Genomic DNA, 26,155 nt, shown 5'->3' with positions numbered 1-26,155 from the left:
ACACTTAACTTTGGCTAGTATCTGCGCACTGTCCTAAAAGGGACGCAAATATTAAGACCCAGATCGTGCTGAACATGGCTGTGGTCGCAAATGTGGAAAAACGATGGCAAATTATTTTAACAGTCTAGCTTTTAGACAACAGCTTGAACAACTTGGCAAGTGTCGTTTCATGGCACGTGAAGAGTTTGCTGATGGTTGTGAAGTCTTAAAAGGCAAATCAATAGTGATTGTTGGTTGTGGAGCACAAGGTCTTAACCAAGGCTTGAATATGCGTGACTCCGGTTTAAACGTAAGCTATGCATTACGTCAAGCTGCTATCGATGAGAAACGTGATTCTTTCGTTCGTGCAACTGACAATGGTTTTACAGTAGGTACTTATCAAGATCTTATCCCGAATGCGGATTTGGTTTATAACTTAACGCCTGATAAACAACACGCAAGTGTCGTTGAAGCGGTAATGCCGTTAATGAAAAAAGGCGCAGTACTTGGTTATTCTCACGGCTTTAATATCGTTGAAGAAGGTCAACAAATTCGCAGTGATATTACTGTGGTAATGTGTGCACCTAAATGCCCAGGGACTGAAGTAAGAGAAGAATACAAAAGAGGATTTGGTGTACCAACTTTGATCGCGGTACATGCTGAAAACGATCCTGAAGGCAAAGGTCTAGCCATCGCTAAAGCACTTGCTAGTGCAACCGGTGGTGATAGAGCTGGCGTTCTAGAAAGTTCTTTTGTAGCAGAAGTTAAATCTGACCTTATGGGCGAACAAACTATCTTATGTGGCATGCAACAAGCTGCGGCTATTGTATCTTACGAAAAGATGGTAGAAGACGGTATTGACGCAGCGTATGCGGCAGCACTTATCCAATATGGTTTAGAAGCAATTACCGAAGCGCTTAAGATTGGTGGTGTAACCCACATGATGGATCGTTTATCGAATCCAGCAAAAATCGAAGCACACGAACTTGCGGACAAACTCAAAACAGCATTCAGACCATTGTTCGAAAAACATCAGGATGACATATTAAGTGGTGAATTCTCCACGACTATGATGAAAGACTGGACCAATGGTGACGCTAACTTATTAAAATGGCGTGAAGAAACAGGGCAAAGCGGTTTTGAAAACGCACCTGTTTATTCTGGCAAAATCAGCGACCAAGATTTCTTTGATAAAGGCATTTTCTTAGTTGCTTGTATCAAAGCAGGTGTTGAATTGGCCTTTGATGTAATGGTTGAAGCAGGCATTTTACCTGAATCAGCTTATTACGAGTCGCTTCACGAAACGCCATTAATCTCGAACACTATTGCGCGTAAGCGTTTGTACGAGATGAACGTGGTAATTTCTGATACAGCTGAATACGGTAACTACTTATTCGCCAATGCCGCTGTACCAATTTTACGCGAGCAAATTTTACCTAGCTTAACAACCGAACACATGGGCGGTGGTTTAAGCAATCAATCTAACGGTGTTGATAACATGACCTTGGTAAAAGTGAATGAAGAAATCAGAACACACGGGGTTGAGACAATAGGAAAAGTATTACGTGGATACATGACCGACATGAAGGCAATTGTATCTTAAACGTTAGACAGTTCTGTCGTTAGGTGCTTTAACTAAGCTCCTTTTGCCCGGTCAATTTGGCCGGGCTTTTTTATGCGCGCAATTTATTTTTGCTTAACCGCAATTCGAACTGCAATCAAAGTCACAAATCCAAACACGGTGAAACCAATGGCGATTGGGGTAACAGAAGTATCTAAAAATTGCCCAATAAAAATACCTATGGGCACCGCCATTAAACTAGTAAATGAGCCAATAAAAGCAGCGCCAACACCTGCAATATGACCAACAGGTTCCATGGCTAAAGAGTTTAGATTTCCAAACAAAATGCCAATAAAGAAAAATCCAATGAACATGGTGGTGACAAACAACCACAAGGGTGGTTTACCGTTATAAAAAAGCGAAATTGCAGTTAATACTATGGCAAAAATTAAGGTCAAAACAACCGCGTTTGATACTAATTTAATCATCCCAATCTTAAGTACCATCACCCCATTAAAAAAGGACGCTGCTCCTATAGAAAAGGCCAATGTAGCAAACAATAATGGAAAATATTCACCCGTGTCGTAAATGCTTTGAAATATGGTTTGTGAGCCGCTCAAATAGGCCAAGAAAGCACCAAAAATGCTGCCCATTCCTATTGATGCTCCCATTACTACAGGATGTTTAACTAAAAACAACAATGAACGCATGAAACTAAACCAATTAAATTTTACCCGATATTGTCGTGGTAGCGTTTCCGCTTGTCGGGTAAAAAACCATGCACCGGAAATCAAAGTCACAATAGCAAAAACGGTAAATATATGGCGCCAGCCATATAATTGAATCACAAATTGGCCAATTAAAGGGGCAACCATAGGTACCAATATAAAGATTACAGTGATAAAAGACATCACTCTGGCCATGGCATCGCCTACATAGAGGTCACGAATAAGTGCCATACTAGCAATACGAGGTCCTGAAACACCAAAAGCTTGTACTAAACGACCTAGCAGTAAGGTTTCCATGCTAGTCGATAAGTAACAAATTAGTGTACCTAACAAAAAGATAATTAAACCAACAAGAATAGTAAGCCTGCGGCCACGGGCATCACAAAATGGTCCAAAGAATAACTGACCAACGGCCATACCGCCAAAAAACAGCGAAACAATTAAAAAGTTTTCTTGTGGACTAGCACTGTTTAGCTCATCACCGATCACATCCAATGCCGGTAACATGGCATCTATACTCAATGCGACAAGGGAGGTCAATAACGCCAATAGGGTTATGAACTCTGGTAATGGCAGTCGCTTAATGAGCAAAGGAGCGTCTTGTGAATCTTGTGGTTGCATATAAATTCAGGTACTGATCAGAAACAAAAATAAGCGCGGAATGTATCACATACCGCGCTTACAACGAAGGTTTTTTAGTCATAGTGAGTAAGTTAGGAAGTGAAATTCACCTTTAGTTTACCTAAACCGAAAACTCACTAATTTTGGTTGTCTAAAACCGTAATCTTTCCATTTTTCAAGCTATAAACCCAGCTGTGAATACGAACAGATTGGCCTCGTGCAATGGCTTCTCGAAAAATTGTGGTTTTACGCACATTTTCGGCTTGTTGCAAAACGTTTAACTCACACAAACGCGTTAGTTTATCGTGTTTGTTGAGATCTTTAAGTTCGTCTTCATGACGTTTAGCGACATCTCGAATGTGCATTAGCCAGTTATCAATCAACCCTAGGTTGTCATCTGACAGCGCAGCCTCAACTCCACCACAGCCATAATGCCCGCACACGATGACATGTTTTACTTTCAACACATCCACTGCGTATTGTAATACTGACAAACAATTAAAATCTGTGTGGATAACTAAGTTAGCCACGTTACGGTGAACGAAAATATCCCCTGGCAATAGATCAACTATCTGATTAGCTGGCACGCGGGAATCAGAACAACCAATCCACAAGTAAATGGGACTTTGTTGTTTAGATAGCTTATCAAAAAATGTGGGATCATTGGCGTCAACCGCCTCTGCCCAACGGATATTATTGTCTATAAGTTTTTGAATTTCGGGCACTGCTTTACCTTTGTGCAAGATATAAAAAAAGCCTGGAAACCAGGCTTTTTGATGGTATAAACAAGTTACTGAAAATGTACTTTGATGGCAATTACTTTTTCGATCATCAAGGCTATTTTATTTCAAAAGAGTTTACTGGCGAATGTGACCATCACCATAGACCACGAACTTCTCAGTGGTTAACTGCTCAGCCCCCATAGGTCCATAAGCATGGAGTTTAGAGGTTGAAATACCTATCTCTGCACCCAATCCTAATTGACCACCATCAGAGAATCGAGACGAAGCATTTAGCATAATTACTGATGAATTAATCTCTCGCATAAAGCGTTGAGAATTACCCAAGTTTTCAGTCACTATCACTTCGGTATGACCACTGCCATAGGTTTGAATATGCTCAAGGGCAGTCTCAAAGTCATCGACGATTTTCACCGCGATTTCTAAGGCTAAATATTCTTCATGCCAATCATCTTCGGTGGCGGCAATTGCATCATCAAAGTAGCCAATAGATGCTTCACAAGCGTGTACTTTTACATTCTTATCTTTGAATAATTTCGCCACTTTGGGCATAGCCTGTTCCGCAATGTTTTTATGCACCACTAGGGTTTCTAACGCATTACAAACACCAGTGCGCTGGGTTTTACCGTTTTCCAAAATCGGTAACGCTTTTTCCAAATCCGCGAATTCGTCAATAAACAGGTGACACACGCCTTTAAAGTGTTGAATAACAGGGATCTTACTGTTCTCACTAACATATCGAATCAAACCTTCACCACCTCTTGGAATAATGAGGTCGATACTATCACTTAGTTCAAGCATTTCACTCATTACGGAGCGGTCAGGTACCGGAATTACTGTAGCAACCGCTTCCGGTAATCCTTGCTCTTTAAGCGCTTGATGTAAAATTTTCGCCAGCGCTTGGTTCGATGCTTGGGCTTCTTTACCACCGCGTAAAATAACTGCATTACCTGCTTTTAAACATAAGGCAGCCGCATCTATTGTTACGTTAGGTCGAGATTCGTATATCATAGCTACTACGCCAAGGGGAATTCGCATTTTTCCCACTTGAATGCCTGAGGGCAATGGTCGAATATTTGCAATACTGCCGAGTACTTCAGGTTGATGTGCAATTTCTTCTACCGCGGTCGCAATTGCCTCAACGCCAGATTCATCTAGCGCTAATCTGTCAATCATGGGCTCACTAAGACCGTTCTCTTGGGCATTCTGCAAATCAATTTTGTTTGCTTGCAGAATTGAAGGCACATTATCTCTAAGCCCCTTCGCGACCGATAATAGTAGTGCCAAGCGTTGCGCTTGGTCCAGATTTGCTATTGCGTTTTTTGCTGCTTTTGCTTGAGCCGCAGCCAGCTTGATATCAAAGCTCATAATAGTTTGGCTTTTCACCTTCTCCTATTGTGTTATTTAAATTCGTAGTTGCTTAATGGGTTAATTTATCTTGAGTAATCAAAACAAAATTATCTCGGTGGATAACCACTTCTGATGCGTCGTAACCCAGTATTCTTGAAATTAGATGACTTTTTACGCCGGCAATTTGCTGAATTTCCGCTGACGAAAATAAGCTAATTCCTTTGCCGATAACATTGCCTTCATAAATCACCAAAACTGCATCATCTTGCGCAAAGGTTCCGTTGACTTTGGTTATGCCTGCGGGCAATAAAGATGCACCTTTTTCGGTAACTGCCACATAAGCACCATGGTCAATGATGATTTCACCTTTTGGATGCGAGGTATGGGCAATCCAGTCATGTTTTGCGGTAAGCCCTTGGTCCTCAGGTAAAAATAAGGTACCTGGACAGTTGCCATCGAGTAAACTGTCAAAGGTCGTTGGATCTGTGCCTGACACCAACAAGGTCTGAATGCCCGAATGCGTACATCTTTTTGCGGCTTGGATTTTGGTTACCATTCCACCAGTACCCACAGAAGAGCCTGCGCCACCCGCTAAACTCATAATACCGTTATCAATCTTCTCAACGGTATCAATGCGTTTCGCAGTGGGATTGGTGCGCGGATTACCAGTATAAAGTCCGTCAACGTCGGTACAAATTATTAAGCAATCTGCCTGCATTGCAATGGCTGTGTGTGCGGCAAGATTATCGTTATCACCTACTTTAGAAGTTTCAACCGCTACTGTATCGTTTTCGTTGACTATGGGCAGCACACCGTTATCAAGCAATTCTTGAATGGTATTTTTGATATTTACGTAACGCCGGCGGTCGTTTAAATCATCAACGGTGAGTAATAGCTGCGCGCAGGGAAAGTCAAACAAACTGGACCATACGCCCATCATTTTTGTTTGTCCGACGGCTGCCATAGCAGCTTTTTGACTGCGTGTAACTGCGACACCAGTTTTCACAACGCCACGGGCAGCTGCAACACTGCCTGAAGAAACCAGAATCACATCTTTATTCTGCTTTCGACTTTCACTAATAAAGCGAGCAATATGTTGCATAAATTGCGTACTGCACCCTTTTCCGTCAGGTGATATAAGTGCGCTTCCAATTTTTATAACGGCTGTTTGCCAAGTAAAATTCGCCATCTCCGATCTTGTTGTTGAATGATGTAAATTAGAATAAGGATATATAATGCTTTCTCAAGTCGAGCAAGCGTTTTCTCTTAAAATTAAAGATATATTTTTAGCTTTCGTTACATAACCAAAACCTTTTTCACATAATCTTAACATTACTGCTGTTTTTTAATACAGCTACGCCAAAAAAGTGTTTCAAAAGATTTCAGTATCTGTTCTGTTGAACAAATTTTGATGTACTATACGTGGTTTATTCAAATTCAGTTTTGAATAATTTTAAACACTCAATATGAAATTGATCTTACAACCATCAAATTTCAATTGAATATTTTAATCGGCCACAAGAGCTGATAAAGCACTACGATAGGGAAAAAATATGTTGTTAAAGATTTACAAGCTTACTTTATTAAGCTTGGTTGCAACCCTAGCTTTCGCGACAGACGCAGCAATCAAACAAACAAAAGGTCAATTTGAAGATAAATTTCGACAACTTGATGAAGTATTACCCACACCTAATGTCTACCGCAATGCCGCCGGTGAACCTGGCCATATGTATTGGCAGCAAAAAGTTGATTACAAAATCGATGTTAAATTAGACGAAGAAAAACGCCGTCTAACCGCATCTGAAGTCATCACTTACACCAATAACTCTCCTGATACGCTTAAGTACTTATGGATCCAATTAGATCAAAACAAGTTTAAAGACGATTCTATGTCAGCATTAACCACTACCTTTGGTGGCATAGGAAATCGAGGCCCAGGCACTCAATCAGCAGATGGCGATACGCCAGCAAAAATTAGTTTGGCGGCACTGCGTCGTCAACACTTTGTTGAAGATACTGAGTTGGGTTACGACATTTCAAGAGTGGAAACCAGCAAAGGTCAAACACTTAAGCACACCATAGTGGGCACCTTAATGCGTGTGGATTTACCGCAACCGCTGAAGCCTTCTAAAAGTATTACGTTTGAAATAGATTTCGCATTCAACATCGTTGAAGAAGATGCTGTATCTGCCCGTGCTGGTTATGAGCATTTCCCAGATGATGAGCGAGAAGGTGGCAATGATATTTTCTTACTTGCTCAATGGTTTCCACGTTTAGCCGCTTACACAGATTATGAAGCCTGGACCAATAAAGAGTTTATTGGACGTGGTGAATTTACCTTAGAATTCGGCGATTACGAAGTCAATATTACCGTACCCGCTGATCACATAGTGTCTTCTACTGGCGCCCTGATGAACCCTAAAGATGTGCTAACCAAGACCCAAAGAGATCGTTTAAAGAAAGCGGAAGATGCTAAACGTCCGGTGTTTATCGTGACTGCTGACGAAGCCCTAGAAAACGAGAAAGAAGGCACATCTAAAACCAAAACCTGGACCTTTAAAGCAGACAATGTAAGAGATTTTGCTTGGGCAAGTTCACGTAAATTTATGTGGGATGCTAAAGGTTATAATCAAGGTGGTGACGATATGCCATTAGTAATGGCGATGTCATTCTATCCCAAAGAAGGTGGCGATCTGTGGAAAAAATATTCCACTGAATCCGTAATCCACACTATGGAAGTGTATTCCAGATTTAGCTTTGATTATCCTTATCCTGTGGCGCAGTCGGTGAATGGTCCAGTGGGTGGTATGGAATATCCAATGATCACTTTTAATGGTCCAAGAACAGAATTAAGAGACGATGGTTCTCGCACTTATTCTCTGGCTGAAAAGCGCTTCTTGATTGGCGTGGTGATTCACGAAATTGGCCACATTTATTTCCCTATGGTGGTTAACTCTGATGAGCGTCAATGGACTTGGATGGACGAAGGTCTAAATAGCTTCTTAGACGGTGTTGCTGGCCGCGAATGGGATCCGAGTATTCCATGGGGTGTAGAACCTCGTGACATTACTGATTACATGGCATCAAATGTCCAAGTACCTATTATGACCCAGTCTGATTCTGTGTTACGTCTTGGGCCAAATGCTTACACCAAGCCTGCGGCAGCCTTGAACATTTTACGTGAAACCATAATGGGGCGTGAATTGTTTGATTTTGCGTTTAAAGAGTACGCGCTTCGTTGGAAATATAAGCGCCCAACACCTGCTGACTTTTTCCGTACCATGGAAGAAGCCTCTGGTATTGATTTGGATTGGTTCTGGCGCGGATGGTTCTACACCACTGATCACGTAGATATCTCTCTTGATGAAGTATACAAACTACGTTTAGATACCGAAGATCCTGATATCGACTTTGATCGCCAGCGTCAAATGGAAGCAGATAAACCGCTTTCTCTTACTGATGAGCGTAATAAAGCTGAAGGCAAGAAACTTTGGGTTGAGAGAAACCCAGACGTGAAAGATTTCTATGATGACAATGACATTTACACTGTCACTAATAAAGAAAGAAATGCCTATCAGAAGTACCTTAAGGATCTTGATCCTTGGGAAAGAACAGCCCTAGAACGTGCAGTAAAAGAAGACAAGAATTACTATGTAATGTCATTTTCTAATTTGGGTGGCTTAGTCATGCCTATCATTTTAGAGCTTACGTTCGAAGATGGTTCAACAGATATGGTTCGTATTCCTGCGGAAATCTGGCGTAGAACTCCAGATAAAGTGCAAAAGCTTATCGTAACTGAGAAAGACAAAGTACTGAAAAGTGTTGCCGTTGATCCTCGTTGGGAAACAGCTGATGTAAATGTAGAAAATAACTACTACCCAAGACGCATCATTGAATCTCGCATTGAATCTTATAAGAGCAGTGCTAGCAAAGCTAAAGTTCGCAGAGATATCATGCACGATATAAAAACTGAACTAAAAACTGATGATAAAGATAACGATGATAATTAAATCTATTTGGCGACCACTGCTTGCGGTCGCTTTACTATTGCTAATCAATAGCAACTTGCAAGCGCATCAAGTCAAAGCTGCATTAACCAGAATTGAGCTTAATCCGCGTACCAATATGCTTGAGATAATGCACAGGTTTGAATTGCATGATGCAGAACATGCAGTGAAGGAAATCTTTGGCGGTAGCGCAGATATCATCAAAGATGCCACCACACAAAAGCAGTTTGCTGATTATGTTGCTCAGCGTTTTGGTATTTATTATCCCAATGACGAGCCGCTTGATATTTCCTTAGTGGGCTACGAAGTGGAAGGCAAGCATTTTTGGGTTTATCAAGAAACACCTAAACCAGAAAAACTTGAAGGATTACAAGTAGTTCATAATGCTTTACGGGATATTTGGTTTGCGCAAACTAACTTGGTGAATGTCAAACTAGACCAAAGCATTAACAGCTTAACTTTCACTGACAACACAGAAGTGTTAAAAATAGACTTTGCTCATCACTAACGCATTGGATAAATTAGATGTCAGAAGAAAATAGCCTAAATCAATTCCACAATAAAAAGAACATAATGTGGGTCGTACTTTCCGGCTCTATGGCTGTGGTAATTACAACCTTGCTATTTTTACCCCAACAATTAGGGGCTGGCATCACTTCTGTTTACAGCCTAATGTTATGGTACGGCTTATTTGGCTTGACCTTATTTCGCTACATGGACAAAAAAGGTGCGATTGGTTTTCTCAGTGGCAGCGTTATTGGCATGCTAGTGCATATTTTTTCCCCTGTTATTGTCGCTCTCACAGCATAAACATCAGCGCAACAAGCAAACCTGATAAATGATCTGCTATGAGTAAATCAAGCAAAGTTCCCTCTGGTCGCATTAGCCGCCTTGGCAAGCTAACAGGTTTGGCTGCTAAACTAGCCGGGAGTGCCATCTCCACAGGTGCTGGCCAGCTATTAAAAGCACAAAAACCCAGTTTAAAATCCACTGTTTTTACTACCAACAACGCGTTATCCATCTCTAGCAAACTCGCTCAAATGCGCGGTGCCGCTATGAAAATTGGGCAAATGTTGTCGATGGATGCAGGTGAATTTTTACCCGCAGAATGGGAGCCCATTTTGGCCCAATTACGGCAAGGCGCAGATGCCATGCCTAAAAGTCAGTTACTGAATGTGCTGAACAAAAACTGGGGGCCGAATTGGATGGACAAGTTCGAGTATTTCTCCTTTGAGCCAGTAGCCGCTGCTTCTATAGGTCAAGTGCATAGAGCTCGTTTAAAAAGCGGAGATGATCTTGCGATCAAAGTGCAATATCCAGGCGTCGCCCAAAGCATAGACAGCGATATCAATAATGTTGGTCGATTAATAAAGTTAAGTGGCGCGCTTCCGCCTGAAGTTAATTTGGACAAAATCCTCGAACAAGCCAAAATCCAGCTCAAACGAGAAGCAGATTATCGTCAGGAATATCAATTTCTACAGCGCTTCGCCCAATTGGTCAAAGATGACGATAATTTTATTGTGCCAGACGTCAATACTGCATTAAGCGGTGAATACATTCTCGCCATGACCTATATTCAAGGCGAGCCTTTGGACAAAGTAGAAAATTTTGATCAACAGACCATAGACCATGTCTGCCATTGTCTAATGACGCTAACACTGAAAGAGTTGTTTGCGTTTGGGTTTATGCAGAGTGACCCTAATTTCGCTAACTATTTCTATCAAGCTGATACACAAAAAATTGTGTTGCTAGATTTTGGTGCTTGCTGCGACATTGCATTTGATACTCAAACCTACTACAAAAAAATGGCCCAAGCCATGCAACAGCAAGATCAGCAAATGATGAAGCAGGCATTTTTTGATCTTGGATTGCTGCATCCAAACATGCCAAATGATGTCATTGAAATGGTATTAAGTGCTACATTAATGGCAAGTGAATGCTTACAAACTGAAACTTATAATTTTAAAGCTTCTGCATTAGTTTCTCGCCTGTACGCCCACACCCAAGGATTAATTCGAAATAAAAAGGCCATTGCCTCTCCAAATTTTGATACCGCGCTGGTGAATAGAAAAATTAGTGGTATGATTTTGCTAGCTAATCGCTTGGGAGCTAAATTAGAAATGCGCAAAGCATTGGCGCCTTATTTGCGCGAAAAAGATTAGGCTTGCCATCGTCAACAAGCTGGTGAATGTAAATTGCCAGCAAAACACAGAGTACATATGGATACTGTTTTTTCACAAATGATTGCCTTAGGCATTTCGCTGATTCCCTTTATATTAACGATTTTAATGGCCATTGCCCTGCTGGCAATCAGCCATAAAGTGTTACTTGGGGACAAACACCTCAGTATGTCTGCCCGTTTTCCAAGACAAATCATATTGTCTCTTTTATATGTCATAGCTTTAGTGGCAGTGGTGATTTCCTTGCCCATCGAAAAAGACACCCGCAATCAGGTGTTAGGCTTGTTAGGTATTCTGCTTTCTGGTGTTATCGCATTTTCCTCTACCACCTTGGTAAGCAATGTAATGGCTGGATTAGTGCTGCGCATTACTAAACCCTTTCGTACCGGCGATTTTATTCGGGTGGGTAGTTTTTTCGGTCGAGTTACCGAAAAAGGTATTTTCGACACCGAGTTACAAACCGAACAGCGCGAACTTATTGCATTTACCAACAGCTACCTATTATCTGAGCCAATTCAAGTGGTGCGAAGCTCAGGTACCATCATAAGCGCGAACTTGTCTTTGGGGTATGATATCCATCACAAGAAAATAGAAGAATTATTGGTTATCGCGGCAACAGAGGCTGGGTTAAGCGAGCCATTTGTACAAATTATAGAATTAGGCGACTTTTCTATTTCTTATCGTGTTTCAGGTCTGTTGAGTGAAATTAAAAGTTTAATTTCGGCGCGCTCAAAGCTACATGCGAATATTTTAGATACCCTTCACGGTGCAGATATCGAAATCGTTTCTCCTGGCTTTATGAATCAAAGACCCATAGGGGATAATCCTCCTGTGATTGCCAAACCGCCACGGAAAAAAGTCACCGAAGAAGAAACGGCTACACCTGAAAGCATAGTGTTTGATAAAGCTGAAGCAGCGGAACAACATGAATTTAAAGAAACCGAGCTTAGAGAACAAATTAAAGCCTTGGAATTAAGAGTTAAAGAAGCCGCAGATGCCGAAGAAAAAGAAAAGCTAAATAAACAGTTAGGCATTAAACAAGCACGTTTAAATAAGTTGTTAGAAACCAAAAAAGCAAATGAGGCCTGATATGGGATACTGGTTATTTAAAACTGAGCCGGATGAATTTAGCATACAGGATTTAGCGTCGCGCAAAGACAAACGTGAAACTTGGAATGGCGTGCGTAATTACCAAGCACGTAACTTTATGCGCGATGACATAAAAAAAGGCGACCAAGTCTTTATCTATCACAGCAGCTGCAAGTTAGTGGGTATTGCTGGCTTAGCCAAAGTCAGCAACACTGGTTTAGTCGACCCAACACAATTTGACCCAGAGAGCCATTATTACGATCCCAAAGCCAGCAAAGAAAACCCTCGTTGGATAATGGTAGAAGTAGAACACTTGGAAACCTTCAACCAAGTACTGCCGTTGAAAGAGATTAAACAAATGCCGGAAATAACCGAATTAGGTTTGGTAAAAAAAGGCCATCGCTTGTCCATCATGCCTGTGGAACAAGCGGAATTTGAATTTTTGCTGGGAAAATGCCGCGCTCTCTAATGTATTAATAGGGTTGCGCCATACTAAAAGGCAATTCCATGCGCTGTGCCGGTTTATCAGGATTCCCAATCATCTCATCATAGGGCGAGTCGTGCTTCATGACGGCCGTTTTAACTGTGCATTCGGCAAACACGTCTCGAATTTGCTGGCATGAAAAAAAGCGTTCGGGTTTGTCTTGGTCGCCGTATACAAAGCCTTCATCTTGATCGATGCAAAGTTTGACCAAATAAATATTCATTTCAAAAGAATGCACTTCTAACTTATCGATGGTTAGTGGTTTATTGCGTATTCGCTGTAGCAAGAACTTTGTCATGAGATTACTCTTCGCATTTTTAAACTGCACCTAAGACGCATTTTGTACGTAATAAATTTTTTATTAGTTTACCAAAGTGAATTAATTGAAATTTATTTAGTCAACACTATGTATAATTTATCAAAGTACAACTTATCAAATATTCCCCGGTTATAAGGAGTAACCAATGTCAGAACAACCAACGCAACTACAACAGATGAAACCCTACATAATAGCGTCTGTTGTGCTGTTTATCATATTGGTAGCAGTAGTGTTCTGGCCAACAAGTGATGAGCCAGAAGTGTTAACTGCTCCTCAAGAAATCCCTGTACCTACGCAGGAAACAGTAGAGGAAGCACAATTACCTGAGCAAGAAGACGATGATTCATTGTTTGAAGCCTTGCCAGATACTCAAGAAGTGGTGATTGGTGCGGGTGAAACTGAAGATCAGGTAGAAAATTTGGCGCCGGTAATTGAAGATCCTGAGCCAGAACCTCTTGACGTAAATGATGATGCGATTAAAAGTGCCTTGGCCAAAATTATTACGTCGGAACAATTCAGCCGCTTAATCGTGGACGAAAGTCTGCTGCAGAAATTCGTAATTAACGTCAATAATCTTGCGAACAATCAAGCATCCCCCAAAGACAGTTTGGTCGAACCGCCTAAGCAAAGTTTTAGAGTATACCAACAAGCAGATAGGACTTGGATCGAGCCTTCAAGTTACCAAAGATATACACCCTATGTTGATATGCTTGAAGCGGCTGACGTAGAGGATTTGGTTGGATTACTAGACACTTATCGCTCTGAAATAGAAGCTCGCTTTGCAGAGATTTCGCGTCCCAATGAAAACTTCAATGATACGCTGATAGCGGCTATCGATACCTTGTTAGACACGCCCCAAGTGCCAGTGCCAATTGAGGTTTATTCTGACAGTGTGATGTACAAATTCAAAGATGAACGCCTAGAAGCCTTATCGTTGCCGCAAAAGCAGATGTTGCGCATGGGGCCAGATAATATGCGCAGATTAAAAGACATTCTCAGAGAAATTAAAAGCGAACTGGAGTAATGGATATTCAGCAACTTCAGTCCCAGTTATCCCAAGCCAGTGGTGATAAACAATATCCGCCGGTAGATAAATGGGATCCTGAATATTGCGGTGAGATGCCACTGGTGATCAAACGCAATGGTCAATGGTGGCATCAAGGTACCCCTTTTACCCGAGCCAAATTAGTTGCCTTGTTTTCCAGTGTGTTGAAAAAGGAAGAAGACCGCTATTTCCTAGTAACACCGGTTGAAAAAATAGGCATTCAGGTAGAAGACGTGCCCTTTGTCGCTATTGATGCCGACACCAGCGATACTGGCATTCAAATCTCCACTCAGGTAGGTGACAAAGTATTGATCTCTGAGCAACACCCAGTTGAGCTACGCACTTTTGAGGATGCACAAGTACCCTATGTGAATGTACGCCGTAATCTTTGGGCAAGAGTACACCAAAACGTGCTGTACCGATGGGTTGATCAAGCGGAGCACGTCAGTAATGGAAACAAAACCGAGTTATTTCTAACTAGTAACGGCTACCGTTTTAGCATAGGTGAATTTTAAACTACCCTTGATGACCGCTGGTTATGTGGTCCGACTATCAAAAAAATTTATCCAAACGCATACAAAGTCTCAATTTGCTTGAATATCCAATAATAGCAATACTCTTGTTAACATATTTATAACAACAAGATATCCGTATGCCTAAAATTCCAAGAGATAAAACCAATGATTATAGTAGTGCAATGGCAGCGGCTAGACGAGATTTCGTTCAGCAGCAAACAGGTCAATCCTTAGAGAATCTTGGGCACTTCTCCTTAGATCCTGAAACCTTACCCGGCAACATTGAACACTTTACTGGGGTAGCGCAAGTTCCCGTTGGCCTTGCCGGCCCAATACTTATTGATGGCATAGAAGCGCAAGGTGAATTTTATGTTCCCATGGCAACCACCGAAGGTACCCTTGTCGCTAGTTACAACCGTGGTATGAGACTGGCTAATGAAGCTGGCGGCATAAAAACCACGGTAATTGATGATGCTATGCAAAGAGCGCCCATTTTTGTTTTTTCAGACGCTAGAGCTGCCCTTAAATTTGGGCAATGGGTGAAAGACAACTTTGATGCCATAAAAACAAAAGCACAAGAAACCACTTCAGTAGGACAATTAAGAGACATTGAACAATATGCTGTATCGAAAATGCGTTGGCTAAGGTTTAACTTTACCTGTGGTGATGCTGCCGGGCAAAACATGGTGAGCAAGGCTACTCGACACGCCTGTCATTGGATTTTAGATCAAAAGCCGCCCGGATTAGAACATTTTGCATTGGCGGCCAATTTAGATACTGATAAAAAACACTCTTTTGTGAATGCGCTGCATACCCGAGGAAAGCGAGTGGTTGCCGAGGCGGTAATTCCTGCTGAATTAATGCAATCAATTATGCACTGTTCACCTTCTGAATTATTCCGTCAGCGACAGCTGTCGAATATGGGCTCTATAGTTTCGGGAAGTGTCAGTAATGGCGCTCATTTTGCCAACGGCATCACTGCACTTTTTATCGCCTGTGGGCAAGATGTGGCCAATGTAGCCGAGTCGTCCGCCGGCTACACTTACAGTGAAATTACGCCTAATGGCGATTATTATTTTTCCGTCACAATTCCATCTTTAGTGGTCGCAACCTACGGTGGAGGAACCGGGTTAGCGACACAAAAAGAATGTCTAGAAGTTTTAGGGTGTTATGGCCAAGGCAGAGTCAAAAAGTTTGCTGAAATAGTGGCTGCAACCGTGTTGTGCGGTGAGTTGTCATTAGGTGCGGCTGTGGTTGCTGATGAGTGGGTATCTAGCCATGATGCCTTTGGACGCAACCGGCCTTAACCCACTACATTGCTATGACTAGCCAAGCAATATTGCTTGCTAGTCCTGTGGCTATTTACGATCGTTGGCCAAGAAGGTATTACTTAACCCTACCAAGGAACGCATATTTCTTTCCAGTAAGTCGGCATTGTTTTGCATTTGTTCTGCTAGCGCTGCATTTTGTGCTGACACTTCACTGATGGTATGAATGTTAACATCCACCGCAGTGCAGTTTTGTTCTTGCTGATGGCTGGCAGCTACTATGCCTTCCAGTAATTCTGAAATGTTATCTATCATCGAATAAATAGCTTCAATAGAATCAGCTGAAGTTTGGGCTTGTTGGGCACTGTCGTTAGCCGTATCTCTAGATTCATGCATTTTAGTGACCCATTCTTGCAGGGTTTGGCGCATGGCATTAGTGCTACCAATGGTTTTAGCGGCCGACTCTTGAGTGCGAGTGGATAAGGCACGAACTTCATCAGCTACCACCGAAAATCCTCGACCACTTTCACCTGCGCGGGCAGCTTCGATGGCCGCATTTAAAGCTAACAAATTGGTTTGATCAGCAATGGATTCTATTTCACCTATGGTTTGAGTAACTTGATCAGAGGCTTGCATCAAGGAGTCAGCTGTTAAGGCTGCGTTTTCAACCATTTTCGACAATTCATTTACCGCATCACGGCCTTGGAGAATTAGTTTTCGCGTGTCTGCACATTGAGAATTCGTTTCTTGCACTGACACATTGGTTTCATCTGTGCTTTGCATTACTTTTTTGCTGCCAGTACTCATATCTCGAATGGCATTGGTAATTTGATCAATTTCTTGTTGTTGCTGCTGAATCCCTTTTGAGGTTTTCATGGCAATGTCCAAGGTATTAATTGCAATGGCTTCAATGCCTTTAGAAGTATCTTGAGTCCGACCAATAATGGTGCGCTGCATGGCCTTAAGCATGCCTAAATTGAATTTGATAATCCCGGGGGTACCGCGACCGCCTAGCACAAATCGGCTCACACTGTCGTATTCATCGGTAAGGCCTTTGGTAAATTTTGGTGTTTCTAGCAACTCAGATTTAAAAATAAGAAAACCTAAAATACTCATGACCATGATCGAAAAGCCAGCAAACCAGTCAGTGGCAAATGCAGTATAAGCCGCCACTGCCAAAGTAATACCTAAATAAAGCACACTTTTTGATTTAAACGAAAATTCTTGGTCACTGGGTAATTTTCCTTTGTTTACATCGGCATAAATGCGCTTGGCCCGAGCAACATGTTTGGCATCAGGTTTTACCCTCACCGACTGATAGCCAACTAATTCACTACCATCGTAAATAGGCGTAACAAAGGCATCGACCCAATAATAGCCACCATCTTTACAGCGATTTTTTACTATTCCCTGCCATGCATGACCTTGCTTAAGATGCTCCCACATGTCTTTGAAAGCTGCTTTTGGCATATCAGGATGGCGAACAAGATTGTGATTTTTACCCACCAATTCTTCTTCGGTATAACCTGCTACTTTGCAAAATATGGCATTGGCATAGGTGATGACTCCGCGGGTATCCGTGGTGGAAACAAGTTGTTCGGATTCATCGAAAGTGACTTCTTTATCAGTGATTTGCTGATTGCGGCGCATATTAAGATCCAAGTTATTGCCAGTGAGTAAAATTGACTGCTTACAAAGTTTTGATTTACTCGCTTTTTTGACTTAATGTGTCCTTATTCTTCTCCGAGGCTCTAATATAATGAAAATAAAAAAAACCTTAGTATCGGTCGCCACCTCCTTGGCAATTGTTCTTGCTTTGCCTACCACGGCAAACGCAGAAACCTACATCTACACAAGCAACTTAATCACTGGCACTGATTCAAAAATTGAACGTGATAAAACTGTTATCGTCGACGGTAACAAAATCATTAGCATTGAAGATGGAAGAAAAGAGGGAACAACCTACGATAACTTTATCAATCTTGAAGGTTATACCTTAATGCCGGGTTTGATGGACATGCATGTGCATTTGTCCGGGCAAAATGAAGGACCGTCTTCCTACATGAAACGCTTCACAAATAATGAAGCAGACTATGCAATTGCAGCCTCTTATTATGCTGAAAAGACCTTAATGGCCGGCTTTACTACAGTACGTAACCTAGGTGATATGTTTAATGAAACCGTGGCATTACGCAATGCCATTTCTCAAGGAAAAGCGATTGGGCCGCGTATTTATTCAGCAGCTAAATCACTTGCCACCACAGGCGGACATGCTGATCCTACCAATGGTATGAAAAAAGCACTAATGGGCAGTCCAACGCCAGCAGATGGCGTAATAAATGGCGTGGCAGAAGCCAGAGAGGCGGTAAGACAACGCTATAAAGATGGCGCTGATCTTATTAAAATCACCGCCACTGGTGGTGTATTATCGGTTGCTAAAAATGGCCAGAATCCGCAGTTTATGCAAGACGAAGTAGATGCCATTGTACAAACCGCAAAAGACTATGGTATGACGGTAGCCGTGCATGCCCATGGGAAAGAAGGGATGCGCCGCGCTATTCTCGCAGGGGTGGATAGTATTGAGCATGGTACTTACATGGACAACGAAATTATTCGTTTAATGCGCAAACACGATGTCTATTATGTACCGACAATTTTGGCGGGTAACTTTGTTGCTGAGAAAGCCAAAATTGACGGTTATTTCCCCGCCATTGTTCGTCCGAAAGCCGCCGCTATTGGACCGTTAATTCAAAATACCTTCGCCAAAGCCCATGAAGATGGTGTACTCATCGCTTTCGGTACAGATTCTGGGGTTTCACCGCATGGTGAAAATGCCAAAGAATTTGCGCTCATGGTAGAAGCTGGCATGTCTGAAATGGATGCAATTCTATCAGCGACTGTGAATACCTCTAAATTACTTAGAATAGATGACCAATTAGGCACTGTGCAAGCAGGTAAATTAGCAGACATGGTTGCGGTTAAAGGCAATCCTATCGACAATATTAAGTTGATGGAAGATGTAGCTTTTGTCATGAAAGACGGCGTGGTTTACAAGCAACTTTAAACCCTGAATATACTGTTTAAAATGGGCTGGAAAAATTCTGGCCCATTTTCCTTTTAGGAAACACTTCACTTGTCCATTAAAAAACGCGTTAAACGGATGATAGAATCCAAGCATATGCTAACCAGCATTGGCATTGCTTCATTTTTAGAATCTACCGTTGTCCCCATTCCACTGGAAACCATTCTAATTCCCCTGATGCAGGCAAAAAGGGAAAAGATTTGGCAAATTGCCGCGGTCACTACTATAGGGTGCATTTTAGGCGCTATACTTGGCTATGCCATAGGTTACTTCCTGTTTGATGCTTTGCGCGACTTGGTCATGACCTACATTACCAATGAAGAGCAATTTTCGCGCTTTGAAGACTCCATGGACCGAAACGGTTTTTGGTTTGTATTTAGCACCGGGGTGACGCCTGTCCCACTGCAAATTGCCATGTTAGCTGCAGGCGTTACTGGATATTCCCTAACTTTGTATTTAGTGGCCGTAACGATTAGTAGAAGTATTCGTTATTTTGGCTTAGCTCTGTTAGTCAAAATATTTGGCAATAAAACAGAAAAAATTGTGCGCAAGTACAAATGGCAGGCGATTGCTGTTGCTACTGCTACAATTGTGGTTATAGTTGCGGTTAAAATATGGTTATCATCAAACGGTAATTAACCCAATTCAAGCTACACAACAAACATGATGACGGAGAAAATTATGCAAAAAATAATAAGTCTTGGCGTTATATCGGCAGTCCTTTTGCTGTCAGGGCAAACTTTGGCGAACGTGGAAGAAAAACTAAAATTAGCCATGGCATCTGACGTAAGAAGTCAGGCAGAAATTGACCGTGATGCAAACCGTAAACCAGTGGAAACCCTTGCATTTTTTGGGTTAGAGGATGATATGACGGTCGTCGAATTTATCCCGGGCGGTGGCTGGTACACTAAATTGTTGGTACCAGTATTAGCCGAAAAAGGGAATTATTATGGCGCTCTCGGCACTGGCGGTATCGAAAATAATTTATCCACCCTTGCCGGTTTTGAGCGCATGAATGTGGTAGCCAAAGATGCCAAAGTATACCGCAAAGAGGGCGACCGTTTTTATACTATCGAAATGGGTGATATCGGCGTAGAAGATGCAGATATGGTCTTGACCTTTAGAAACTACCATAATTTTAATGAAGCAGGCCGTGCAGCCATGAACAAAGCCGCCTTTGAGGCGTTAAAGCCTGGTGGAATTTATGGCGTTGTGGATCACACTGCACGCCACATGGAGCCTTTGACACCCAGTAATGGCAGACGCTTTGATCCAGTAAAAGCCATCAAAGAAATTCAAGATGCGGGGTTTGAATTGGTCGACTTTTCAACCCTGCATTACCGCGAAGATGATGAGTTGGAATACGAAGTAGGCGCTCGATCAGTAACAGGTAATACTGACCGTTTTACTTTAAAGTTTAAAAAGCCAGAAGAATAAACGCTAAAAGCAAAACGGCACTGTTCACATGTGAATGAGTGCCGTTATTCACATACCTTTTTTAATTAGAAATTGATACGGCATTTCATCGGTTTGATAGGCCAACAACTGATGTTCCATGAAGCGACAAAAACTCGGAATATCTCTGGATGTAGCGGGATCATCCGCTAAGATACAAAGGGTTTCTCCGTCTTGCATTTTTCGCACTTGCAAACGCACCATCATTACAGGCTCAGGGCATCTAAGGCCTAGTGCATTTAATTGAAAATCAGCAGTATCAAAATCATGTGTTGCGGACATTAAATACCGTATTCTTCTCGATATTTTTTAATCGACGCAATGGCTTCTGATGCATCTTGATAGGTTTCCAAGTACTCCACTAAGTCGTTTAGCGTAATAATGGAATACACCTTGGTGGTAAAATCGCGTTCTACTTCTTGCACCGCAGACAAATCACCGAAGCCTTTTTCTTGGCGATCCAACGCAATAAGAACACCGGCTAGCTTTGCATCATGTTGAGATATGATATCCATGGATTCACGGATCGCAGTACCTGCAGTAATAACATCATCCACCAGCAATACATCGCCTTCCAGTGCACTGCCAACAAGATTGCCACCTTCACCATGGCTTTTTGCTTCTTTACGATTAAAGCAGTAAGGCACGTCTTCACCAAAGGTGTTAGACAACGCAATTGAGGTTGCACAAGCAATAGGAATGCCTTTATAGGCAGGACCAAATAATAAATCGAATTCAATACCTTCAGCTTGAATGGTTGAGGCGTAAAAACGCCCTAATTTGGCTAGATCACCGCCGCTATTAAATAATCCTGCATTGAAAAAATACGGACTTTTACGTCCAGATTTTAAGGTAAACTCACCAAATCTAAGTACTTTTCGCTTGATAGCAAATTCAATAAATTCTCTTTTGTAATTAAGCATGAAGATCTCTGTTGATTAACTTAACGCTGTACGCTGTATTTGGGTTAATTCGCTAATGGCATTTTTCGCCAGCCCTAACATCTCGTTGAGTTCATCAAACGAAAATGGCTCTTCTTCCGCGGTACCTTGTACTTCTATTAGCTTACCGGTTTCCGTCATGATTACATTCATGTCGGTTTCAGCCTCAGAATCTTCTAAATATTCTAAATCCGCTATAGGAGTTCCGCGATAAACGCCCACCGAAATTGCGGCTACCATATGCTTTAGCGGGTTCGTTTTTATAATTCCCTTATTTCGCATATATGTCAATGCATCAACTAACGCTACACATGCGCCTGTGATCGATGCGGTGCGTGTACCACCATCTGCTTGAATAACATCGCAATCAATAGTGATGGTGTTTTCACCTAATAACTTAAGATCAACAGCGGCGCGTAACGAGCGCGCAATCAAACGCTGTATTTCTAAGGTTCTGCCTCCTTGTTTACCTCGGGCTGCTTCACGATCTGAACGGGTGTGGGTTGAACGTGGCAACATGCTGTATTCAGCAGTTACCCAGCCCTTGCCTTGTCCTTTCATAAAACGCGGTACACCTTCGGTGACTGTGGCGTTGCACAACACTTTAGTATTGCCAAACTCAATCAATACAGATCCTTCGGCATGAATGGTGTAGTTTCGTGAAATAGTGACGGGACGAATTTGGCTCGCTGTGCGGCTACTTGGACGCATCTAATAAGCTCCTTGGTAAAATAATGAGGGCGAGATTTTGGCAAATTATAGCGAATCGGGCGCTAGTTTAAAATGAGCAAAACCAATAAACTTAGGTTACACTAGGCTTTTATGTTCAAGAGCCCTTCAAGAACACTTGAAGTTTACTTGTAGATCAACGATTAACGCCAATAGGACTGAATATGATTTGTAGCATGACTGGGTTTGCCCGCAATGAGTTAACCAAAGAGTGGGGGACTGTTGTTTGGGAAATCAGGTCAGTAAATCAGCGCTATTTGGAAACCCTGTTTCGCCTGCCTGAACAGTTTCGTGGTCTTGAACCTACTTTGCGTGAACGTTTTCGCCAAAAACTTCAGCGCGGTAAAGTGGAATGTACTTTACGTTTCTCGTTTAACGAAGCTAGCGCTAGTGGTGTTACTGTAAATGAAGCCCTAGCTACGCAAATTATTGAAGCCGCCCGCTGGGTAAAAGCCAACGGTGCAGATGGTGCAGTTAATCCTGTGGATATTCTACGCTGGCCTGGTGTTACTTCAGCTGAAGAAACCGATATGGATGAGATTCAAACCGCCATGCTAGGCAGTTTTGATCGAGCCCTTGAAGACTTCATCAAAGCCCGCGCCAGCGAAGGGCAAAATATGGCAAACCTTATCCAACAGCGCATGGATGGCATTTTGGTAGAAGTGGATAAAGTTAAAGCGCAAATGCCAGAAGTACTCGCTTGGCAAAAAGAGCGTTTAATCAACAAATTCAAAGAAGCCAAAATTGAGCTTGAAGATGGCCGTGTAGAACAGGAAATGGTGCTACTGGCGCAAAAATCAGATGTTGCCGAAGAGCTCGACAGACTGCAATCCCACGTTAACGAAACTCAAAAGATCTTAAAGAAAGGCGGCGCCATAGGCCGACGACTAGACTTTATGATGCAAGAGTTCAACCGCGAAGCCAACACCCTAGGCTCTAAATCAATCAATGCAGACATCACTCAATCGGCGGTTGAGTTGAAGGTCTTGATTGAGCAGATGCGTGAGCAAATTCAGAATATTGAATAATTTTTTATTCGTTCAAGAATGTCTTTAAAACTCTATTATTTTCTCTTAAAAACAGGGCTTTCTTGGTTTTTCCTTCCAAATCGGTATATCTATTCAATCGACATACAAAAATCTTATGTCGATAAAATCGAAAAATATCGACATATAAAATTGATATGTCGATCTAATCGACATAAACTGACCCAATAGTTCATTAATGTCGATTTAAACTGGAAATTTAAACATGACCTGGCAAGCTGAGCAGCCATACAACAAATTACCCATACTGCCACCAAACCTAGATATCATAGAGACCAAAGCTGTATTGAAAGCTTGTATATCTGCACGCGCCGCTTTAGCAGAGTTAAAAAAGGCTGGGGAGCTCATACCTAACCAAAGTATGCTAATTAATCTACTTCCATTACTGGAAGCTAAAGATAGTTCTGAAATCGAAAATATTGTCACCACTACCGATAAGCTATTTCAGTATGCGCTAGAAGATAAAGGCGCCGATCATGCAACAAAAGAAGCTCTGCGTTACAGGACGGCGTTACATCAAGGCTATATACAGCTTGAGAGAAAACCGCTTTGTACAGCAACGGCAATAGAGATATGCAGCACGTTAAAGCACACTGAAATGGACATTCGGAAGGTACCGGGAACATTTATAGGCAACCAAAAGACTGGGGAAATTATCTATACTCCACCCACTGGAGAAAAAGTTATCCGCGACTTGTTAAATAACTGGGAACAATTTCTTCATAATATCGATGATTTAGACCCGTTGATAAAGATGGCAATTAGCCATTATCAATTTGAAGCCATCCACCCATTTTATGACGGAAATGGTCGAACAGGTCGTATTTTAAACGTTCTGTATCTTATTGAGTGCGGTCTTTTAACGCTACCTATCTTGTACTTAAGTCGCTTCATCGTTAATAACAAACAAGACTATTATCGCTTATTAAACCAAGTAACCAAAGAGCAGAAGTGGGAAGAATGGCTAGTGTTTATGCTTAAAGGTGTCGAGCAAACCGCAATTTGGACTTGTAAAAAAATCTCAGCGATTAGAGCGCTAATGGAAAGTACAACCGATTACGTAAAAACCAAGCTACCTAAAATATATAGTTATGAACTTGTTCAGCTTATATTTGAACAACCCTATTGCCGTATTAGTAATCTAGTTGAGCGTAATATCGCTAAACGCCAAACCGCTTCAAGCTATTTAAAGCAGCTAGCGGATATTGGTGTGCTACAAGAAATCGATTCAGGAAAGGAAAAACTATTTGTGCACCCGCGATTGATGACGTTAATGACAAAAGATAGTAACAATATTAGTTTTTTTTAGTAGCGCGTCCCCAGTTCAACAAGCAGATCCAGAATATTGAGTAGGGTTAATTCATTTAACCCTGCGAGCAGATAATTGAAAGCCTCCTGGTGCTAAAATCTTATTTAATACGGAGACTCGAGGATCTGTTTTACCTTTCTCAATATCCCTGAGAGTTTTGTCAGATACTCGTATAAACTTAGCGTATTGGGTTTGTGTCATGCCATACAATTGCGTACGAACCTGTTTAACTAGTTCACCCATGGTAATTATGTTATTGGCAAGATCGGTTTCTAGCTTCGCAAGAATTTCTTTTCGCTGTTCACCTGACAAGCTAGCCATCATAAACTCCCATCTCTTTTAATTTATTTTTTATATTGCCAAAACCAATTGAGGGAAAATTTAATATCTCATCTGGGCAATTGAATCTTTCAAGTATGTCCGGCAAGTCGATTAATTTTTCTGCCAGTTGGTTTAAAAATAAGAGCAATTCTTTTGGCTCACAAAAGTCAGTAAGTTGCTCGGCGACTTTTGAAAAGTTAATCACTCCTCCAGCTTCACAACTTCGTCCCCATTTAAATAAACGGGTTATGCCTTCTTCATCCGCTTTCATAGGTGCAAAGTCATAAATGGGCGCAAAACAGATATCACCTTCCAATTTTACAAATGAAATATTGCGACCGTGGTTATCTGAATTACCAAAGACAATATTTAAAAAATCTCTAACAACATATTGTTTTGCAAATTCACCTTTGCTCATTTGAGTTGCTGAGTCTATTCTTCGCCAAACCGTTTCCATGACATAAAAATGATCTTGATAGCTACCAGGCTCCGCATCAATAATTGAATAGATGCTCTCCAAACCAAGTCTTGTGGCTAGGTTATTCTCAAATCCAATATCAAAGCGCGGCAACCATAAACTGACTTGAGCGCTTTGTTCATCTTCTAATATTTTCAGTTTATCTACGTCAATTGTTTTAACGTTTGTGCCCTCAAGAACCTCTGTCAGCGCCTGATAAAAAATGCCTTCGCCTTTTAAGATATTGTTGTCTCTAGCAGTGCGCCTATTTCGTGCGAACTTTGTTAAATATGGAGTTGCTGTCAATGGTTTGCCCGCAAAGTCACCATCAATGAAAACATGGTTATCTTCAAGCATCAACAAAAGCTTTGGCGCAACACCTACTGCTCCTGTTGCACCTCCAACCGCAGCACCTTGTTCATTAGCATACTCTAAAAAGCCATATTGCAATGAAACAACGTCTTTAATAGGAAAACGATGAGGATCGATATTGCTCTGAATTGGTACTGATTCTTTTATTCGTAAGTTACCCACTGGTGACATACAAGCATTCGTCAGCAGCGCGTAGTTTTGCTGAAATTCGTTAGTTCGACTGACATTAAGGTACTTCAGCCACCATTCGCGAGATTTTCCCACTGGCAGAATATCATCTAATAAAGCAGGCCAATTGCTGTAGTCTTTTGGAACAATACTGATAGGTGCATTAACTGAGCATGCCCAGCAATCTTTAATATCATAGGTAGCTACTTCTGCAATGTAATCAGGTTCATAACACAGTGAACAACTAGCACTCAGTTTTTCATCAGAAAAACTCAATGTGGCAGCGTCCCACCATTTACCTTGATTAAATAATTGCAATGTCACTGTTTGCATCACCACTCCAGTAGTTCATTTCCGTTTTCGAAGTGATAGTAACAGATTTTCGGTAG

At 41.7% G+C, this 26,155-nt stretch carries 26 protein-coding genes; 15 read left to right on the top strand and 11 right to left on the bottom strand.

Going from position 1 to position 26,155, the window contains the following annotated elements; all coding sequences use genetic code 11:
* The first annotated feature begins 103 nt into the window (after nt 1–103).
* Nucleotides 104–1,582, top strand: a complete 1,479-nt coding sequence (ilvC, locus tag ACNKW3_RS14460) for a ketol-acid reductoisomerase (protein ID WP_427400022.1) — start codon at nt 104–106, stop codon at nt 1,580–1,582.
* Between the two features lie 83 nt (nt 1,583–1,665).
* Here ilvC and ACNKW3_RS14455 read toward each other — a convergent pair whose 3' ends face one another.
* The 4 genes from ACNKW3_RS14455 to proB all read right to left on the bottom strand — a co-directional run bounded on the left by ACNKW3_RS14455 (nt 1,666) and on the right by proB (nt 6,168).
* Nucleotides 1,666–2,889 (bottom strand): multidrug effflux MFS transporter, encoded by a 1,224-nt coding sequence (locus tag ACNKW3_RS14455; protein ID WP_427400021.1) that lies wholly within the window; start codon nt 2,887–2,889, stop codon nt 1,666–1,668.
* A 137-nt stretch (nt 2,890–3,026) separates the two neighbouring features.
* Nucleotides 3,027–3,614, bottom strand: a complete 588-nt coding sequence (gene can / locus ACNKW3_RS14450) for a carbonate dehydratase (RefSeq protein ID WP_427400020.1) — start codon at nt 3,612–3,614, stop codon at nt 3,027–3,029.
* A 132-nt stretch (nt 3,615–3,746) separates the two neighbouring features.
* Nucleotides 3,747–4,997, bottom strand: coding sequence for a glutamate-5-semialdehyde dehydrogenase (locus ACNKW3_RS14445; RefSeq protein ID WP_427400114.1), 1,251 nt, complete (start codon nt 4,995–4,997; stop codon nt 3,747–3,749).
* A 52-nt stretch (nt 4,998–5,049) separates the two neighbouring features.
* Nucleotides 5,050–6,168 (bottom strand): glutamate 5-kinase, encoded by a 1,119-nt coding sequence (gene proB / locus ACNKW3_RS14440; protein ID WP_427400019.1) that lies wholly within the window; start codon nt 6,166–6,168, stop codon nt 5,050–5,052.
* A gap of 364 nt (nt 6,169–6,532) precedes the next feature.
* Here proB and ACNKW3_RS14435 point away from each other — a divergent pair, with 364 nt between their 5' ends.
* The 6 genes from ACNKW3_RS14435 to ACNKW3_RS14410 are packed head-to-tail and all read left to right on the top strand — an operon-like array spanning nt 6,533 to nt 12,724.
* Nucleotides 6,533–8,989 carry a M1 family metallopeptidase gene (locus ACNKW3_RS14435; RefSeq protein WP_427400018.1) on the top strand — a complete coding sequence of 819 codons (2,457 nt, stop codon included), beginning with the start codon at nt 6,533–6,535 and terminating at the stop codon, nt 8,987–8,989.
* Nucleotides 8,979–9,494 (top strand): DUF6702 family protein, encoded by a 516-nt coding sequence (locus tag ACNKW3_RS14430; RefSeq protein ID WP_427400017.1) that lies wholly within the window; start codon nt 8,979–8,981, stop codon nt 9,492–9,494. Before ACNKW3_RS14435 ends, ACNKW3_RS14430 begins: the two co-directional genes overlap by 11 nt.
* Before the next feature lie 17 nt (nt 9,495–9,511).
* Entirely contained in the window at nt 9,512–9,796 is a 285-nt protein-coding gene (locus ACNKW3_RS14425; RefSeq protein ID WP_427400016.1) for a hypothetical protein, read from the top strand.
* 38 nt (nt 9,797–9,834) lie between these two features.
* Nucleotides 9,835–11,148: an ABC1 kinase family protein gene (locus ACNKW3_RS14420; protein ID WP_427400015.1), complete on the top strand. Its 1,314-nt coding sequence runs from the start codon at nt 9,835–9,837 to the stop codon at nt 11,146–11,148.
* A gap of 57 nt (nt 11,149–11,205) precedes the next feature.
* On the top strand, nt 11,206–12,255 hold the full coding sequence (locus ACNKW3_RS14415; protein WP_427400014.1) for a mechanosensitive ion channel domain-containing protein: 1,050 nt from the start codon (nt 11,206–11,208) through the stop codon (nt 12,253–12,255).
* Nucleotide 12,256: 1 nt separating this feature from the next.
* Nucleotides 12,257–12,724, top strand: a complete 468-nt coding sequence (locus ACNKW3_RS14410; RefSeq protein ID WP_427400013.1) for an EVE domain-containing protein — start codon at nt 12,257–12,259, stop codon at nt 12,722–12,724.
* Nucleotides 12,725–12,728: 4 nt separating this feature from the next.
* Here the strand turns inward: ACNKW3_RS14410 and ACNKW3_RS14405 are convergent, their stop codons facing one another.
* Nucleotides 12,729–13,037 (bottom strand): DUF6482 family protein, encoded by a 309-nt coding sequence (locus ACNKW3_RS14405; protein WP_427400012.1) that lies wholly within the window; start codon nt 13,035–13,037, stop codon nt 12,729–12,731.
* Nucleotides 13,038–13,203: 166 nt separating this feature from the next.
* Here ACNKW3_RS14405 and ACNKW3_RS14400 point away from each other — a divergent pair, with 166 nt between their 5' ends.
* From ACNKW3_RS14400 to ACNKW3_RS14390, 3 genes are all read left to right on the top strand, one after another.
* Complete coding sequence (locus tag ACNKW3_RS14400) at nt 13,204–14,082, top strand: DUF3014 domain-containing protein (protein ID WP_427400011.1); 879 nt, start codon at nt 13,204–13,206, stop codon at nt 14,080–14,082.
* Nucleotides 14,082–14,618 carry a DUF1285 domain-containing protein gene (locus ACNKW3_RS14395; RefSeq protein ID WP_427400010.1) on the top strand — a complete coding sequence of 179 codons (537 nt, stop codon included), beginning with the start codon at nt 14,082–14,084 and terminating at the stop codon, nt 14,616–14,618. Before ACNKW3_RS14400 ends, ACNKW3_RS14395 begins: the two co-directional genes overlap by 1 nt.
* A 137-nt stretch (nt 14,619–14,755) precedes the next feature.
* Nucleotides 14,756–15,925, top strand: coding sequence for a hydroxymethylglutaryl-CoA reductase (locus tag ACNKW3_RS14390; protein WP_427400009.1), 1,170 nt, complete (start codon nt 14,756–14,758; stop codon nt 15,923–15,925).
* Nucleotides 15,926–15,976: 51 nt separating this feature from the next.
* On the opposite strand, the gene ACNKW3_RS14385 is transcribed toward ACNKW3_RS14390, so the two are convergent.
* The gene (locus ACNKW3_RS14385) at nt 15,977–17,536 is read right to left on the bottom strand and encodes a methyl-accepting chemotaxis protein (RefSeq protein WP_427400008.1); all 1,560 of its coding nucleotides are present in this window, start codon (nt 17,534–17,536) and stop codon (nt 15,977–15,979) included.
* Nucleotides 17,537–17,645: 109 nt separating this feature from the next.
* On the opposite strand from ACNKW3_RS14385, the gene ACNKW3_RS14380 reads away from it, so the two are divergent.
* The 3 genes from ACNKW3_RS14380 (at nt 17,646) to ACNKW3_RS14370 (ending at nt 20,405) form a co-directional block, all read left to right on the top strand.
* Nucleotides 17,646–18,950, top strand: a complete 1,305-nt coding sequence (locus ACNKW3_RS14380) for an amidohydrolase family protein (protein ID WP_427400007.1) — start codon at nt 17,646–17,648, stop codon at nt 18,948–18,950.
* A gap of 69 nt (nt 18,951–19,019) precedes the next feature.
* Nucleotides 19,020–19,607 (top strand): YqaA family protein, encoded by a 588-nt coding sequence (locus ACNKW3_RS14375; RefSeq protein WP_427400006.1) that lies wholly within the window; start codon nt 19,020–19,022, stop codon nt 19,605–19,607.
* A gap of 42 nt (nt 19,608–19,649) precedes the next feature.
* On the top strand, nt 19,650–20,405 hold the full coding sequence (locus tag ACNKW3_RS14370) for a class I SAM-dependent methyltransferase (RefSeq protein WP_427400005.1): 756 nt from the start codon (nt 19,650–19,652) through the stop codon (nt 20,403–20,405).
* A 48-nt stretch (nt 20,406–20,453) separates the two neighbouring features.
* Here the strand turns inward: ACNKW3_RS14370 and tusA are convergent, their stop codons facing one another.
* From tusA to rph, 3 genes are read right to left on the bottom strand one after another with little or no spacing between them, the layout of a single operon-like run.
* Nucleotides 20,454–20,705 (bottom strand): sulfurtransferase TusA, encoded by a 252-nt coding sequence (tusA, locus tag ACNKW3_RS14365; protein ID WP_427400004.1) that lies wholly within the window; start codon nt 20,703–20,705, stop codon nt 20,454–20,456.
* Nucleotides 20,705–21,346 (bottom strand): orotate phosphoribosyltransferase, encoded by a 642-nt coding sequence (gene pyrE, locus ACNKW3_RS14360; RefSeq protein ID WP_427400003.1) that lies wholly within the window; start codon nt 21,344–21,346, stop codon nt 20,705–20,707. Before pyrE ends, tusA begins: the two co-directional genes overlap by 1 nt.
* A gap of 15 nt (nt 21,347–21,361) precedes the next feature.
* A complete protein-coding gene (gene rph / locus ACNKW3_RS14355) occupies nt 21,362–22,075 on the bottom strand; it encodes a ribonuclease PH (RefSeq protein WP_427400002.1) in 714 nt (237 codons plus the stop codon).
* Nucleotides 22,076–22,257: 182 nt separating this feature from the next.
* Here rph and ACNKW3_RS14350 point away from each other — a divergent pair, with 182 nt between their 5' ends.
* Nucleotides 22,258–23,121 carry a YicC/YloC family endoribonuclease gene (locus ACNKW3_RS14350; protein ID WP_427400001.1) on the top strand — a complete coding sequence of 288 codons (864 nt, stop codon included), beginning with the start codon at nt 22,258–22,260 and terminating at the stop codon, nt 23,119–23,121.
* 223 nt (nt 23,122–23,344) lie between these two features.
* A complete protein-coding gene (fic, locus tag ACNKW3_RS14345) occupies nt 23,345–24,448 on the top strand; it encodes a protein adenylyltransferase Fic (RefSeq protein WP_427400000.1) in 1,104 nt (367 codons plus the stop codon).
* A gap of 51 nt (nt 24,449–24,499) precedes the next feature.
* On the opposite strand, the gene ACNKW3_RS14340 is transcribed toward fic, so the two are convergent.
* Nucleotides 24,500–24,772, bottom strand: coding sequence for a helix-turn-helix transcriptional regulator (locus tag ACNKW3_RS14340; protein ID WP_427399999.1), 273 nt, complete (start codon nt 24,770–24,772; stop codon nt 24,500–24,502).
* Nucleotides 24,762–26,099 carry a HipA domain-containing protein gene (locus tag ACNKW3_RS14335; RefSeq protein ID WP_427399998.1) on the bottom strand — a complete coding sequence of 446 codons (1,338 nt, stop codon included), beginning with the start codon at nt 26,097–26,099 and terminating at the stop codon, nt 24,762–24,764. The genes ACNKW3_RS14340 and ACNKW3_RS14335 overlap by 11 nt, the downstream gene beginning before the upstream one ends.
* Between the last annotated feature and the right edge of the window lie 56 nt (nt 26,100–26,155).

The organism is Glaciecola sp. 1036 (assembly GCF_050306235.1).
Taxonomy (GTDB): Bacteria; Pseudomonadota; Gammaproteobacteria; order Enterobacterales; family Alteromonadaceae; genus Glaciecola.
This window is presented reverse-complemented; position numbering and strand designations above follow the sequence as displayed.